The organism is Bradyrhizobium sp. BR 10261, from assembly GCF_019455395.1.
GTDB lineage: Bacteria > Pseudomonadota > Alphaproteobacteria > Rhizobiales > Xanthobacteraceae > Bradyrhizobium > Bradyrhizobium manausense.
This window is the reverse complement of sequence record NZ_JACOFQ010000005.1, coordinates 224,558-237,762: the sequence shown is the minus strand read 5'-3', so window position 1 is coordinate 237,762 and position 13,205 is coordinate 224,558. Positions and strand designations below refer to the sequence as shown.

Genomic DNA, 13,205 nt, shown 5'->3' with positions numbered 1-13,205 from the left:
TGCACACCAAGATGCGCCAGAGGAAACACGATGCCGACTGCCTTCCCGTCGCCCGTCCCCACCATTCCGACCACTCCCCTGACTGCCCAGCTCCGCGACGCGATGCGCGCGATCGTGGGCGAGAAGGGCTTCATCGAGGACGAGCACGGCATGCAGCCGTTCGTCACCGATTGGCGGGGGCTGCTGTTTGGCCGCGCCGGCGCCGTCGTTCGTCCCGGAAGTACCGAGGAAGTCTCAAAGCTCGTCCGGCTGTGCCATGAGCATGGCGTCGCCATTGTGCCCCAGGGCGGTAACACCGGGCTGATGGGTGGGGCCACGCCCTGGCCTGCGCACACCGGCATCGTGTTGTCGCTGGGCCGGATGAACCGCGTGCTCGACGTTGACCCCGTCGGCTATGCCATGACGGTCGAGGCCGGCTGTGTGCTGGAAACGCTTCAGGAGACAGCTAGCCGTCACGACAGGTTCCTGCCGCTCAGCCTGGGTGCCCAGGGCTCCTGCATGATCGGCGGCAACCTTTCGACCAATGCCGGCGGCGTGCAGGTGCTGCGCTATGGCAATGCCCGCAATCTCGTGCTCGGGCTCGAGGTCGTGCTGCCCAATGGCGACGTCTGGAATGGATTGCGCGCGCTGAAGAAGGACAACACCGGCTACGACCTCAAGCACCTCTTCATGGGCGCGGAGGGAACGCTCGGCATCATCACCAAGGCCGTCCTCAAGCTGTGGCCGGCGCCCAAGGATGTCTGCACGGCGTGGCTGGCCGTTCGCGATCCGCGCGCGGCGCTGGAGATCCTCTCCGAAGCGCACGCGGCGTCAGAGGACAATGTCGGCTCTTGCGAGCTCTTGAGCCGCGCGGCCGTCGACCTCGTGATGCGCCACATTCCCGGTGTGCAGGATCCGCTGAAGGCGGACACGCCATGGTACCTGCTGCTGGAATGGTCGTCCTCGCGCCCGCGGCAGGACGGGGCCGACGGCATGTCGGAGAAGCTGGAGGCGTTTCTCGCCGACCAGCTCGAAGCCGGTCGCGTACTCGATGCGGTGATCGCGCAGACCGTCAGTCAGTCACGCAACATGTGGCGCATCCGGGAAGCCATGGCCGAGGCCTCCCGCGCCGAGGGACCGGGGATCAGCTATGACGTGTCGGTGGCGATCTCGGGGATCCCCGAGTTCATCGACAAGGGACTCAAGGCCGTGCTCGACATTCTCCCGAGCATTCGCCCCTATCCGCTCGGGCATATCGGCGACGGCAACCTGCATTTCTCGTTCATGGGACCCATCGGCGTGGATCAGCAGACGCTGAACCAGTACACCGCTGCCATCACGCGGGCCGTGAACGACCTCATCTCCTCCATGGGCGGCTCGATCTCGGCCGAGCACGGCATCGGCATCGAAAAGCTCGACGAGCTCAGCCACTACCGCTCGAAGACCGAGCTCGACATCATGCGCACCATCAAGCGCGCGCTCGATCCGCAGAACATCATGAATCCAGGCAAGGTGCTGCGGGTGTGATGGGCCGAGCACCTCGCCGTTGCCTCAGCCGCGCGGATTGACGATAGTGTAGCCCCGCAGCGAACGCGCGTGCATGCGTGTGGCGTGACCGCCCGAGTTGGCGTCGTACGCCATCCACATGTCGCCGCCGAGAGACTGCTCGAGAACGAAAACATGCCCCCGTCGCGCCGCGACCATGCCCGGCGCCGGCGCCGCACGCGGAAAGCGCAGCCAGTTGGATGCAAGATTCAATTCCGGCACGACATGACCGAACACGCGCAGCGCCGCGCCGCAGCCACAGAACGACGATGGGCAACCGGCGGGCCGGCCTCCGATGATGCGCTCGCCGGAGACGTTGATCGTGGTGGCCGTGGCGCCGGCATCGGTCAGCGTCATTTGCGCTGAGCGATAGGCCTGCAACGGCCTGGGAGCCCGTTCGCGTCGGGCGGGCGAATAGGAGAAGTCGCAGGGCATGGTGACGTTGCACTGAGACGCTTGGGCGGGGCGATAAGGCCGCGCGTCGGCAACGGTAGAACTGACGACAACAAAAATGCACGCAGAAAGAACTGGCTTGATCATTTGCAGGACTCTGAGTTGGAGGGTCCTGCCCCCCTGCAAAAGACCAGTATTGGTTTGGCTGAAATGAGCCTGAAGAGCGGCGGAAAAGAGTGTGCGATTAACCTGAGTTAACTTTCCGACCCGAGCACGGACGCACTCACGCGACAATCATCATTGCGGACAAGCAATCCAGACCGTTTCCTACGTGCCCTGTTGCAGAGCCGGGGCCTATCCTTGCGCGATCTTGCTTGTGGCTTTCTGGGTCCCGGCTCTGCGCAGCAACGCTAACGCGTTGCCGCTTGTCCGAGACACGAGAGACGGTCCATCACGGCCTGATCGTCATGTTCTCCGGCGGCCCCGCTTTGCGCAGCGGCTCGGCAAGACGTGCGAACTCGCACAGCAGCGAACGCGTCTTGCGGGGATCGATGATCTCCTCGACCCAGAATTTCTCGGCCGAGCGGAACGGCGAGCGCAGTCTGTTGAGTCGCTCCTCGATCTCCTTCAGCTTGGCTGCCTTGTCCTCGGCCGCATCGATGTCGGCGCGGTAGGCGGCTTCGATGCCGCCTTCAAGCGGCAGCGAGCCCCAATAGGCGGACGGCCAGGCGTAGCGGATCGAGAAGCGGTCGGCGGGCTGGTGCACCACGCCGGCGACCCCGAAGGCGTTGCGCAGGATCACGGTGCACCAGGGCACGGTGGTCTGGTTGACCGCGGCCATGGCGCGGACGCCGTGGCGGATGGTCGCCGCCTTCTCGGCATCGAGACCGATCATGAAGCCCGGGCAGTCCATGAGATAGACGATCGGCAGGTGGAAGGTTTCTGCGAAGTCGACCCAGCGCACCACCTTCTGGCAGGCATCGGCCGTCCAGGAGCCGCCATAGTGAAAACTGTCGCTGGCGAGCAGCATCACCGCCCTGCCCTCGAGCCGCGCGAGGCCGACGATGATAGGCTTGCCGAAATTACTGGCGACCTCGAAGAACGAGCCCTTGTCGACGACCTGCTCGATGATCGGCCTGACCTTGTAGACCTGCTTGCGGTTGCGCGGCACCGCCTTCATCAGCGCTTCTTCCATGCGCTCCGGATTGTCGATGCAAGGCAGGGTCGGCGGCAGCTCGTAGACCGACGACGGCAGATAGGACAGGAAGCGCCGGGCGCAGGCAAAGGCCTCTTCCTCGGTATTGACGGCGTGATCGACCGCACCGGCCTTGGTCTGAATATCAGCGCCGCCGAGCTCTTCCTTCGAAAGGTTCTGACCGAGCGCCTTCACCACCGGTGGACCCGCCACGAACATCGCGGACTTCCGGGTCATGATCGAATAGTGGCTGGCGGCAAGGCGCGCAGCGCCAAGGCCCGCGACCGAGCCGAGGCCGAGCGCGACGACAGGCACGCGCGACAAATTCTCCGTCGTGAAGCGATACCAGCGCGTGCCGCCGATGCCGCCGGGCAGGTTAGCCGCACCCTTGGTCTCAATGGTCTTGACCGAGCCGCCGCCGCCGGAGCCCTCGATGATGCGGATGATGGGCAGACGGAAGTCGTGCGCCATCTCCTCCGCCATCAAGGGCTTTGCCGAGATCGACGCATCCGCCGAACCGCCGCGCACGGTGAAATCGTCGCCGACAACCACGACCGTGCGGCCGTCGACGCGCGCGCGGCCGAACACGCAGTTCGCCGGCGTCACGGTCTTCAGCTCGCCTTTGGGATCGTACTCACCGATGCCGGAGACGGCACCGATCTCGTGGAAGCTACCTTTGTCGATCAGTCTGTCGATGCGTTCCCGAACTGTCAGCCGGCCCTGGTCATGCTGTCGCTTGACCTTGTCAACGCCGCCCATCTCCCGCGCGAAGGCTTCGCGCCGGGCGAGCTCGTCGAGTTCCGGCTTCCAGTTCATTCACTCCCTCCGAACTGATCGGCTTGTTATTGTTATGCACTGATATTGCGACCGGCTTGCGCGAGATGCGGTTGTTGAAGGCATCGCCTTCGGCGCCCTCCATCAGGCTGCCGAGCGAGCGGCCGAGCGCCAGCATCAGCGGCGCGACCTCGTCATGCAGGCGCTGCTCGTCATACATCGCCGACAGAAGCCCGATCGTGACGACCACGAAGGTCTGGTACTGCGGCGACCAGATCGGTACCGCCAGGCCGTTGATGTGCGGGCTCCACAGCCCGCAAGCCGTGACATAGCCGCGCTCGCGCAGCGACTGCCTGTTGGCCTCGATGCGGGGCCGCAGGATCTTTGCAGCCTCCGGCGCTTCGCGCTCCATGTCGTTGATGAAGGCATCGCCGACCTGCGGCGCCAGAGCCGCGGTGTAGGCCGCGCCCGCCGCAGTCGAGGCCATCGAGATACGGCTGCCGGTGCCCTCGTGCAGGCCGAGCGCAGAAGGCGAGCGCGCAAACTGGAGATAGACCAAATGGAAGCGATCGGGCACGACGAAGCCGACCGTGCCGGGCAGCTGCTCGGCGACTTCCTGAAGCCGCTGGCGGATCATGCTGCGAAGCTGCGCGCCCTTCATCATCGAGGCGCTCATCGCCACCGCGCTCGGACCGATCCGGTACTTCTGATCACGCGGCAGATAGACGAGCTGCCCCATGCGCGTCAGCGTGTGCGTAAGCCGCGACACCGTCGAGCGCGGCAGGCCGCAGCGATTCGAAATTTCGAGATTGCCGAGCCGCGCCTCGTGGCCCTCGAAGCATCGCAACACGTCGAACGCGCGCGACACCACCTGGATGACATCACCCTCACCGGCATCGCCAGCGAGCGCACCTTGCCTGCTTAACCGCTCCGAACGTCGTCCCATGATCCCTACCGTTTGTTCCGCTCTGCGGAATTAAATTCCACTTTGTGAACGACGCTACCTCAGGCATTTTGCGACGACAACAAAAAGGCGATGGCATGCCAGAAATTAAGATCGTGACGGAGGTCGCGGCCGCCTTTGCGCAGCTCCCGTGCAAGTTGGAGGAACTGTCGCCGATGGCGAGGACGTTGTGGTCGTCGAAGCCATGAAGATGGAGATACCGGTGCAATCGCCCGCATCAGGCGCGCCGACTTCATTGCTCGTGAAGATCGATGACCGCGTTGCGGAGGGACAGGCGATCGCGATCGTCGTGAGCTGAGCACGCGCCATCGGCGGCTTCTCAGCCACGACAATCTGAAACAGATGATATCGGAAGGGCACGCGGCGTCTTGCGTTCGGGCGTCACCACGAGACCGACGGGTTGCGCATATGTTTAATGCGTTGCACAAGGGAGCGATGATAGCGCAACCGTTGCACGCCTCCGCCTGGACCCGCTCGAAGCCGCCGCTGCTGCGGTTTCTCGACACATGCCTGAATGAATTCTCCGCGGAGACTGCAGGTCATGTCGCAGATTATATTCCCGAACTGAGCAAAGCCGATCCTGCCTATTTTGGCATCAGCCTCGCCACGCTTGACGGCCATGTCTACGAGGTGGGCGACTCCCGGGTGCCCTTCACCATCCAGTCGATGTCCAAGCCGTTCGTGTTCGCTTTGGCCCTGGATCTTTTGGGCGCGGGCAAGGTCGAGGGGGCGATCGGTGTCGAACCCTCGGGCGATCCCTTCAATTCGATCCGGCTCAACGCGGAAAATCATCCGTTCAATCCGATGGTGAATGCCGGCGCGATCGCCTGCACGGGGCTGATCTACGACAGCAAGGGATCTGAGGCTTTCGAGCAGATCCGACTTGCGCTCAGCCGCTTTGCCGGGCGCGAGCTCGCCGTCGACGAGGCGGTTTACTCTTCGGAGAGCCAGACCGGCGACCGCAATCGCGCCATCGGCTACCTGCTCAAGACCAATGCGGTGATCTCGGACAATGTCGCTGAAGTCCTCGACGTCTATTTCCGCCAATGTGCCGTGCTGGTCACCGCGCGCGACATCGCGGTGATGGCGGCGACGCTGGCCAATCGCGGCGTCAATCCGGTGACCGGGGAACAGGTGCTGACGCCGTATGCGATCTCGCGCACGCTGTCGGTGATGACGTCGTCGGGCATGTATGATTATGCCGGCGAGTGGATCTACCGGATCGGCATCCCCGCCAAGAGCGGCGTCGGCGGCGGCATTCTGGCCGCGCTCCCGGCCCGTCTCGGGCTCGGCAGTTATTCGCCAAAGCTCGACAAGCACGGCAACAGCGTGCGCGGCATCAAGGTCTGCGAGGCGCTGTCCTCGCATTACGACCTGCACATGCTCAACCGCAGCGATGACGCCCGCAACGCCGTGATCGCCGACTACGACATCGGCAAGAGCCCGTCACGCCGCGTCCGCCGCCAGCAGGAGCGCGACATCCTTGCCGCGCACGAGCAGGCCGTGCGCGTGATCGAGCTGGTCGGCGTGTTGTCGCTGTCGGCCGTCGACTATGTCTCGCGGCGGCTCGCCGGGCGGCCGCGACCGCAAATCGTCGTGTTCGACCTGCACCGCGTCACCTCCACTACGCGCGCTGGCGCCCGCCTGATCGCCGAAGCCTTCGAGGAGCTCGCCGCGCTTGATGTCACCGTGGTTCTGTCAGGCGTCAGGCGCGCCTCCAGGGAATGGGACAGCTTGCGCGAATGGACCGCGGAGCTGAAGAACGTCCGCGACTTCTACCTGCTCGACACGGCGATCGAATGGGCGGAAGACCAGATCGTCTATCGCTACGGAGGCTCGATCGATTTTCACGAGACCACCGAGCTGTCCGAACAGCCGCTGCTCGACGGCCTCAGCGCGGAAGAGCTGACCGATCTCGCCTCGATCTGCACCATCAGGACCTATCAGTCCGGCGCAAAGATCGTCACGACGGGCGATCCGGCCGATGCGCTGTTCTTCCTGCGCAGCGGCGCGGTGCATGTCACCCTGCCCGACGGCGTGCGCCTGGCGACGCTGACCGCCGGCATGGCCTTCGGCGAGATGGCCCTGATCGAGACCGCCCGCACCGCCGACGTGTTCGCGGATATGGCAGCGACCGCGTTCGAAGTGCCCCTGAAGGACTTTGAGCGCTTTCGCAAGCAGCACCCGCGGGCAAGCGAGCGCATCATGCGCAACCTGGCGCAGCTGCTCGCCGATCGCCTGATCGTCGCCAATACCAAGGTGGACATTCTGACGTCGACCTGAGCCGCGATCATTCATTCGCGGGAGGTCGTCATGCCCCGGCTTGTCCCGGGCATCCACGTTCACCGTGCTGCTTAGCAAGGCGTGGATGGCCGGGACAGGCCCGGCCATGACGCTGCGGAGACTGTCAGTGCCCAAAACGCGCAGCTGCCTTACCGGCTCGCCGCCTCGCTGATCCGCCGCTTGATCTTGGCGGCGCTGGCCTTGAGCAATTCGGACGGCTGCTGGCCGGTCGCGGCGCACAGGCAGGCCCAGTAGTAGATGACGTCGCCGAGCTCTTCGACGAGACCCGCCTTGTCGAGCCAGTCGTCACGCAGGAGTTTCTTGATGTGCTCTGCGACTTCGCCCGCTTCGCCGGCGAGGCCCAGCCCGAGATAGGACAGCCGCTCGTTCGAGGGATGCTCATCGACTTTCGCAATGGTTGCAGCCCAGGCCGCATATTCATCGATCGTCATGACCATCCCCCGCAGCTCGCGTCTGATCAGCCCACCACTTCGGTGACGGGCTGGAGATCGATCTCAAATGTCTCCAAAAACTTTGACGTCATGATGTAGAATCCGACCGAGAGCTGCAACTCGACCAGTGCAGCCGGCGTCAGCCTCGCGGCGATTGCCCTGAAGGTCGCATCGGTCGGCTTCTTCAGCTTGACGATCTCGTCGGTGAAGGCCAGCGCGGCGCGCTGCGTCTCATCGAAACAGTCGGCGGCCTGCCAGTTCTCCAGCCCCTCGTTCTGCGCGTCGGTGACGCCGACATTCTTGCCGATCCGCTTGTGCGCAATGATCTCGTACGGCGCCTCGCACAGAATGCCGGTGCGCGTGATTGCAAGCTCGCGCACGACAGGATCGAGCTCGCCCTTGTGCCTGATGGCGCCGCCGAGCCGGCAATACTGCTCAAAATAGCTCGGCGAATGCGCCATCATGCGGAAAATGTTGGCGTTGCGATTTTTGTCGAGGATTTCGCGGGTGCGGTCGGACGCCTTGGACGGATCGCTGTAGTCGATACGGGCCATGATTTACCTTGAGTTTTTCCTGACGCCTTTGAGGCTTATTGTCGTTACCGGAATAAGTACCCAAAAACTCTATTCGCAGCCCGACGCAGGAGCAACATTATCGAGTCAAATTGCCGCCGCATTGCTGATCGACCTTGGCACAGTCGATATTCGCTGCGTGGGGACTTAATTGCGGTGAATACTCGAGTGGGGTGTTCCGAGTAAAAACAATTGGCCGTCTGCGCGCTTACCACGCAACGACGAGTCATGCCCAAGTCTAGGGAGAAACGGCATGAAGGAAGCCTCCAAGGGGGCAGCCTCGGAAGCGTTCGCGCATATGCTGGCGGTGATGGCGATGCTCGTCGTCGCCAGCATCTTGTTCTACGCGCGCTGAGGAGTTTTCGTCATTCCGGAGTGGCCCTCGGACCGCGCAAAGCGCGGCCCTGGCAGGCCAGGCCCAGAATTCCCGTTCCAGGCTCGGTCCCACGACCGCCCCCGAATGACGAAATCCCTCGTTGCTGCCGTAGCCCGGATGGAGCCAACGGGTCGGTGCGAAGCGCCGCCCGATGACAGGCTCCGCGCAATCCCGGAAAATCCGCGAGGTGAGATTCCCTGATTTCGCTGCGCTCCATCCGGGCTACAGCATCCCAATCCCACTATTTCTCTTTGGCGAAGTACGGCACGAGCTTACCGGCAAAAGGCCTGAAGCTCGCCATGACCGCATCGCCAATGGCCAATCCGTTATCGCCATGGGCCATCATCCGAAATCCTTCGGCGCAATCGACCAGGAGGATGTTGTAGGGCACGTGCGCGCGCGTCTCGGACGTGGCGGCGCGGCAGACCAGAGAGGCCGCGTAGACCCTGCCCCTGCCGCTGGCGCGCGCCTCGCGCGGACCTGCGGCTCCACACGCGGCGCAGAAAGCGCGGTGGAAATACTGGACATGACCGCACGCGGCGCAGGCCTGGTAGGTAATGCCCTCTTCGCCGCTGGTCCAATCAGCTAAGCGCTCGCTCATCGCACTTGCTCCAGAAACATGCTGACATGGGACGACAGCACGCCGCCGTCGCCGTGCAGCAGCGCAATCGAGGCGTCACGCACCTGGCGATTCGCTGCCCGGCCCGTCATCTGCAAATGCGCCTCGACCAGATGCGCCATGGCGCCGCCGACGCCGCAATGGCCGTAGCTGAGCAGGCCACCATGAGTGTTGAGCGGCATCTCGCCGTCGCGGCCGAAATGCCCCGATCGCACGCGCGCAGCCGCCTCGCCTCGTCCGGCAAGGCCAAGGTCTTCCAGCAGCATGGCCAGCGTGATGGTGAAACTGTCGTAGATCGCGGCGTAACGCACGTCTGATATTGCCAGCCCAGTAGCCTCCTTCGCGCGCGCGATGGAGATTTCGGCGCCGAGCTCGCTTAAGCCTGGTGCGGCGGTGACATGCTGATGCGTATGCGCCTGCGCGCAGCCGCGAATCCGCACGCCCGCCTCGCCGGTTCGCTCGCGGCTGATCACAAACGCAGCGCCGCCGTCGGACACCGGGCAGCAATCCAGCAGCTTTAACGGCATCGCCACGGGCTTCGAGGCCATGACATCGGCCACCGTGATGGGATCGCGGAATTGCGCCCCAGGATGGGTGCAGGCGTGCGCACGCATCAGCACGGCGAATTCGGCGAGGTCTTCTGCGGTCACGCCATATTCGTGCATGTACCTGCTGGCAACGAGGCCGTAATAGGCGGGAATGGTCGGACCGAGCGGCACCTCGTAGTCGGGGTGGCCGACCTGCGCCAGCGCCTGGATCGAGGCATCGCGGCTCTGCCCGGTCAGGCGGTTCTCGCCGGCGACGACGAGCACATTGCGGCAGACACCTGATACGACGAGGTGATGGGCGAGCATGGTCATCGCAAGGCCCGTCGCGCCGCCGACCTGCACGGCATGGGCGTAAGACGGGCGGATGCCAAAATGCTCGGCGAAAACAGTCGCCAGCATGATGTGCGGCGAGACGGTGGAATAGCCGCAGAGGGTGCCGTCGATCTCGGCGCGTTTGAGGCCGGCGGCGTCGAGCGCGGCTTGCGCCGCCTTTCTCATCAGTTCGAGCGAGGACGAACCTTCGTGTTTGCCGAAAGACGTGAGGCCGACACCGGTGATGAAGCTCATGGTGCGCCCCCATCGTCATTCCGGGGCGGTCCAAAGTGCCGAGCCCGGCTCGCGACTTCGTCGCGCCCCGGAATGACGGATGAGAGAGTTAGCCCCATCACTTCCTCCCCCTACTCCGGTGCCGCGCGTGTGACGCCGTCGCGGACCATGGCGGCGATCTCGCCCTCGGAGTAGCCGATCTCGCGCAAGATCTGCGCGCCATGCTCGTTGAGGCGTGGCGCCAGCCGCACCGGCTCGGCCTCGGTCTCCGACCAGCTCGCCGTCACCTTCATGCTGCGGATCGGGCCTTCGGTCGGATGGTTGACGACGGGGAAGAAACCGGTCGCTTCGAGATGTTCATCGTGGAGGATCGACGCGAGGTCGTGCATCGGCATGACGGGCACGTCGGCCCTGGTCAGCAGGTTGATCCATTCAGCCGTGGTGCGCGTCTCGAAGATGCGGGCGAGCTCGGCATAGACGACATCGATATTGGCGGCGCGCCCCGCAAAGGTCGCGAATTTGGGATCAGCGCGCAGGTCCTCGCGCCCGGTCGCCTTGAAGAAATTCTCCCACTGCTTGTCGTTGTAGACGATGACGCTGAGATAACCGTCCGAGGTCTTGTACGGCCTGCGGTCGCGCGAGAGGTGGCGGGCATAGCCGCCCTTGTCGAGCGGGGGCTCGTAAGTCAGCCCGCCCATGTGATCACCCATGACGAAGCCGGCCATGGTCTCGAACATCGGGATGTCCAGACGCTGGCCGCGGCCGGTTCGGTCGCGATGCACGAGGCTGGCACAGATCGCGCCGACGGCGGTGAGGCCGACGATGCGGTCGACCAGTGCATTCGGCACGTAGCGCGGCACGCCGTCGCCGGTCTGCGCCATCAAGGCGGGCAGCGCGGTGGCGCCCTGGATCAGGTCGTCATAGGCAGGCTTTGCCGCGTATGGCCCGTCCTGGCCGAAGCCGAACACACCGGCATAGACGAGCCGTGGATTGATCGCGGAGACCACGTCATAGCCGAGCTGCAGCCGCGCCATTGCCTGTGGTCGGACGTTGTAGACGAGAACGTCAGCGTCCTTCAGCAGCCGCAGCACGGCCTCGCGGCCAGCGGGCTTCTTCAGGTCGAGGCAGATCGAACGCTTGCTGCGGTTGGTGTTGAGAAACACCGGGCCCATGCCGGCATGCCGCATCGGGCCGATCAGGCGGGTGACGTCGCCGTCGAGCGATTCCACCTTGATGACGTCGGCCCCGTAGTCGCCGAGCATCTGGGTCGCATAAGGCCCCATCAGCACGGTGGTCATGTCGACGACCTTGATGCCCTTCAGCGGCCCCATTGGTTCGCTCCCGATTGCGCGGGCTCTCCCGCGATTTCGGTTCAGCTAAGGGGAGTGGTGGCGCATGCGCAAGGGCTGCCGGCGAATAGCCGCATGCGCGCGGACGCGGCCGCTATTTCTTCTGGCGGGATTCGCGGATCTTCATGAGACGCTCGAGCTCGTCGTTCTGCTGGTTGATGCGGTCGGCAATGCGCGACTCGTTCTGCTCGCCGGAGGCGGCGGCGGCCTGCTCGATCAGCTGTCGGATATTATCCTCGAGAATCGCGATGCGATCGTTGAGGGCTTCGATAGAGAGAGAATCTTCGTAGTTAGTGCTCATGATGCTTTTCCGCAAATCAATCAGGAGCCGTAGGGTGGGCAAAGCAAAGCGTGCCCACCATGATCTACCGCAAGGAAATGGTGGGCACGGCGCTTTTGTGCCTTTGCCCACCCTACAAGAGTCGAACCTTACTTCAATGGCTCGAGAACCGAGACGTAGTTGGCAACGGCAGCGCCGCCCATGTTGAAGATGCCGCCGAGCTTGGCATTCTTCAACTGCATGCCCTCGGGCGCCTGCCCGGCGAGCTGCATCGCGGTCATCACATGCATGGAGACGCCGGTGGCGCCGATCGGGTGGCCCTTGGCCTTCAAGCCGCCGGACGGATTGACCGGCAGCTTGCCGTCCTTGAGCGTCCAGCCTTCCTTGATGGCGCGGGCGCCCTGCCCCCTCGGCGTCAGTCCCATCGCTTCGTACTCGATCAGCTCGGCGACGGTGAAGCAGTCATGGGTCTCGACAAAGGAGAGATCGGACAGCGTCACGCCCGCCTTCTCCAGCGCGCGCTGCCAGGCGACCGTGCAGCCCTCGAACTGGAGGATGTCGCGCTTGCTCATCGGCAGGAAATCCTGGGCATGCGCGGTGGCGCGGAAGCCGATCGACTTGCCCATGGTCCTGGCGGTCTCGGCGTCGGCCAGCACCAGCGCGGCGGCGCCGTCGGACACCAGCGAGCAGTCGGTGCGCTTCAGGGGACCGGCGACGTACGGGTTCTTCTCGCTCTCGGCGCGGCAGAAGTCGAAGCCGAAATCCTTGCGCATCTGCGCGAAGGGATTGGCGACGCCGTTCTTGTGGTTCTTGGCCGCGATCAGCGCCAGCGCATCGGACTGATCGCCGTATTTCTGGAAGTAGGAGCTGGCGATCTTGCCGAACACGCCGGCAAAGCCGCCGACGGTGTCGCCGTCCTCGGGCAGGTACGAGGCCTTGAGCAGGTTCTTGCCGATCTCCGGCCCCGGCGTCCGGGTCATCTGCTCGACGCCGACGACCAGCACGATTCTGGCTGCGCCTGCGGCGATCGCACGCAGGCCCTGATGGACGGCAGCCGAGCCCGTCGCACAGGCGTTCTCCACACGGGTGGCCGGCTTGAAGCGCAGCTTCGGGTCGGCCTGCAGCACCAGCGAGGCGGTAAAATCCTGCGCCGAGAAGCCGGCGTTGAAATGGCCAAGCACGATCTCGTCGACATCGGAGGCCGAAATGCCGGCATCGGCCATCGCCTCATTGGCGACCCGGGTGACGAGGCTCTCGACGGTCTCGGTATCGAACTTGCCGAACGGGGTATGCGCCCATCCGACGATGCTGGCAGTCATGGTCTTCTCTC

The 13,205-nt window shown here is 64.3% G+C and carries 13 protein-coding genes and 1 pseudogene; 4 read left to right on the top strand and 10 right to left on the bottom strand.

Annotated elements, in window-relative coordinates:
• The first annotated feature begins 30 nt into the window (after positions 1 to 30).
• Complete coding sequence (locus HYH07_RS07955) at positions 31 to 1,506, top strand: FAD-binding oxidoreductase (RefSeq protein ID WP_220001973.1); 1,476 nt, start codon at positions 31 to 33, stop codon at positions 1,504 to 1,506.
• 24 nt (positions 1,507 to 1,530) lie between these two features.
• Here the strand turns inward: HYH07_RS07955 and HYH07_RS07950 are convergent, their stop codons facing one another.
• From HYH07_RS07950 to HYH07_RS07940, 3 genes are all read right to left on the bottom strand, one after another.
• Entirely contained in the window at positions 1,531 to 2,064 is a 534-nt protein-coding gene (locus HYH07_RS07950; protein WP_220001972.1) for a hypothetical protein, read from the bottom strand.
• Between the two features lie 304 nt (positions 2,065 to 2,368).
• Complete coding sequence (locus HYH07_RS07945; protein ID WP_220001971.1) at positions 2,369 to 3,928, bottom strand: acyl-CoA carboxylase subunit beta; 1,560 nt, start codon at positions 3,926 to 3,928, stop codon at positions 2,369 to 2,371.
• Complete coding sequence (locus HYH07_RS07940) at positions 3,858 to 4,832, bottom strand: IclR family transcriptional regulator (RefSeq protein ID WP_220001970.1); 975 nt, start codon at positions 4,830 to 4,832, stop codon at positions 3,858 to 3,860. Before HYH07_RS07940 ends, HYH07_RS07945 begins: the two co-directional genes overlap by 71 nt.
• Positions 4,833 to 4,927: 95 nt before the next feature.
• On the opposite strand from HYH07_RS07940, the pseudogene HYH07_RS07935 reads away from it, so the two are divergent.
• Together HYH07_RS07935 and glsA are read left to right on the top strand one after the other, a co-directional pair.
• Positions 4,928 to 5,148: pseudogene (locus HYH07_RS07935) on the top strand (acetyl-CoA carboxylase biotin carboxyl carrier protein subunit).
• A gap of 137 nt (positions 5,149 to 5,285) precedes the next feature.
• On the top strand, positions 5,286 to 7,133 hold the full coding sequence (gene glsA, locus HYH07_RS07930; RefSeq protein ID WP_220001969.1) for a glutaminase A: 1,848 nt from the start codon (positions 5,286 to 5,288) through the stop codon (positions 7,131 to 7,133).
• A 149-nt stretch (positions 7,134 to 7,282) separates the two neighbouring features.
• Here the strand turns inward: glsA and HYH07_RS07925 are convergent, their stop codons facing one another.
• Positions 7,283 to 7,585, bottom strand: a complete 303-nt coding sequence (locus HYH07_RS07925) for a nucleoside triphosphate pyrophosphohydrolase family protein (RefSeq protein WP_057759035.1) — start codon at positions 7,583 to 7,585, stop codon at positions 7,283 to 7,285.
• Between the two features lie 26 nt (positions 7,586 to 7,611).
• Complete coding sequence (locus tag HYH07_RS07920; RefSeq protein WP_220001968.1) at positions 7,612 to 8,139, bottom strand: carboxymuconolactone decarboxylase family protein; 528 nt, start codon at positions 8,137 to 8,139, stop codon at positions 7,612 to 7,614.
• On the opposite strand from HYH07_RS07920, the gene HYH07_RS07915 reads away from it, so the two are divergent.
• The gene (locus HYH07_RS07915) at positions 8,138 to 8,308 is read left to right on the top strand and encodes a hypothetical protein (RefSeq protein ID WP_220001967.1); all 171 of its coding nucleotides are present in this window, start codon (positions 8,138 to 8,140) and stop codon (positions 8,306 to 8,308) included. The genes HYH07_RS07920 and HYH07_RS07915 overlap by 2 nt on opposite strands.
• Positions 8,309 to 8,774: 466 nt before the next feature.
• On the opposite strand, the gene HYH07_RS07910 is transcribed toward HYH07_RS07915, so the two are convergent.
• The 5 genes from HYH07_RS07910 to HYH07_RS07890 form a co-directional block, all read right to left on the bottom strand.
• Complete coding sequence (locus tag HYH07_RS07910; RefSeq protein ID WP_220001966.1) at positions 8,775 to 9,134, bottom strand: Zn-ribbon domain-containing OB-fold protein; 360 nt, start codon at positions 9,132 to 9,134, stop codon at positions 8,775 to 8,777.
• Entirely contained in the window at positions 9,131 to 10,267 is a 1,137-nt protein-coding gene (locus tag HYH07_RS07905) for a thiolase family protein (RefSeq protein ID WP_220001965.1), read from the bottom strand. Before HYH07_RS07905 ends, HYH07_RS07910 begins: the two co-directional genes overlap by 4 nt.
• Positions 10,268 to 10,377: 110 nt before the next feature.
• A complete protein-coding gene (locus HYH07_RS07900; protein WP_220001964.1) occupies positions 10,378 to 11,577 on the bottom strand; it encodes a CaiB/BaiF CoA-transferase family protein in 1,200 nt (399 codons plus the stop codon).
• 112 nt (positions 11,578 to 11,689) lie between these two features.
• Complete coding sequence (locus HYH07_RS07895; protein ID WP_057758191.1) at positions 11,690 to 11,896, bottom strand: hypothetical protein; 207 nt, start codon at positions 11,894 to 11,896, stop codon at positions 11,690 to 11,692.
• Positions 11,897 to 12,024: 128 nt separating this feature from the next.
• Entirely contained in the window at positions 12,025 to 13,194 is a 1,170-nt protein-coding gene (locus HYH07_RS07890; protein ID WP_220001963.1) for an acetyl-CoA acetyltransferase, read from the bottom strand.
• Positions 13,195 to 13,205 lie beyond the last annotated feature (11 nt).

Coding starts and splice junctions, on each gene's coding strand:
- glsA (WP_220001969.1), top strand. CDS start 5,286: ATGATAGCGCAACCGTTGCACGCCTCCGCCTGGACCCGCTCGAAGCCG.
- HYH07_RS07910 (WP_220001966.1), bottom strand. CDS start 9,134: ATGAGCGAGCGCTTAGCTGATTGGACCAGCGGCGAAGAGGGCATTACC.
- HYH07_RS07925 (WP_057759035.1), bottom strand. CDS start 7,585: ATGACGATCGATGAATATGCGGCCTGGGCTGCAACCATTGCGAAAGTC.
- HYH07_RS07920 (WP_220001968.1), bottom strand. CDS start 8,139: ATGGCCCGTATCGACTACAGCGATCCGTCCAAGGCGTCCGACCGCACC.
- HYH07_RS07900 (WP_220001964.1), bottom strand. CDS start 11,577: ATGGGGCCGCTGAAGGGCATCAAGGTCGTCGACATGACCACCGTGCTG.
- HYH07_RS07945 (WP_220001971.1), bottom strand. CDS start 3,928: ATGAACTGGAAGCCGGAACTCGACGAGCTCGCCCGGCGCGAAGCCTTC.
- HYH07_RS07950 (WP_220001972.1), bottom strand. CDS start 2,064: ATGATCAAGCCAGTTCTTTCTGCGTGCATTTTTGTTGTCGTCAGTTCT.
- HYH07_RS07895 (WP_057758191.1), bottom strand. CDS start 11,896: ATGAGCACTAACTACGAAGATTCTCTCTCTATCGAAGCCCTCAACGAT.
- HYH07_RS07890 (WP_220001963.1), bottom strand. CDS start 13,194: ATGACTGCCAGCATCGTCGGATGGGCGCATACCCCGTTCGGCAAGTTC.
- HYH07_RS07915 (WP_220001967.1), top strand. CDS start 8,138: ATGATTTACCTTGAGTTTTTCCTGACGCCTTTGAGGCTTATTGTCGTT.
- HYH07_RS07955 (WP_220001973.1), top strand. CDS start 31: ATGCCGACTGCCTTCCCGTCGCCCGTCCCCACCATTCCGACCACTCCC.
- HYH07_RS07940 (WP_220001970.1), bottom strand. CDS start 4,832: ATGGGACGACGTTCGGAGCGGTTAAGCAGGCAAGGTGCGCTCGCTGGC.
- HYH07_RS07905 (WP_220001965.1), bottom strand. CDS start 10,267: ATGAGCTTCATCACCGGTGTCGGCCTCACGTCTTTCGGCAAACACGAA.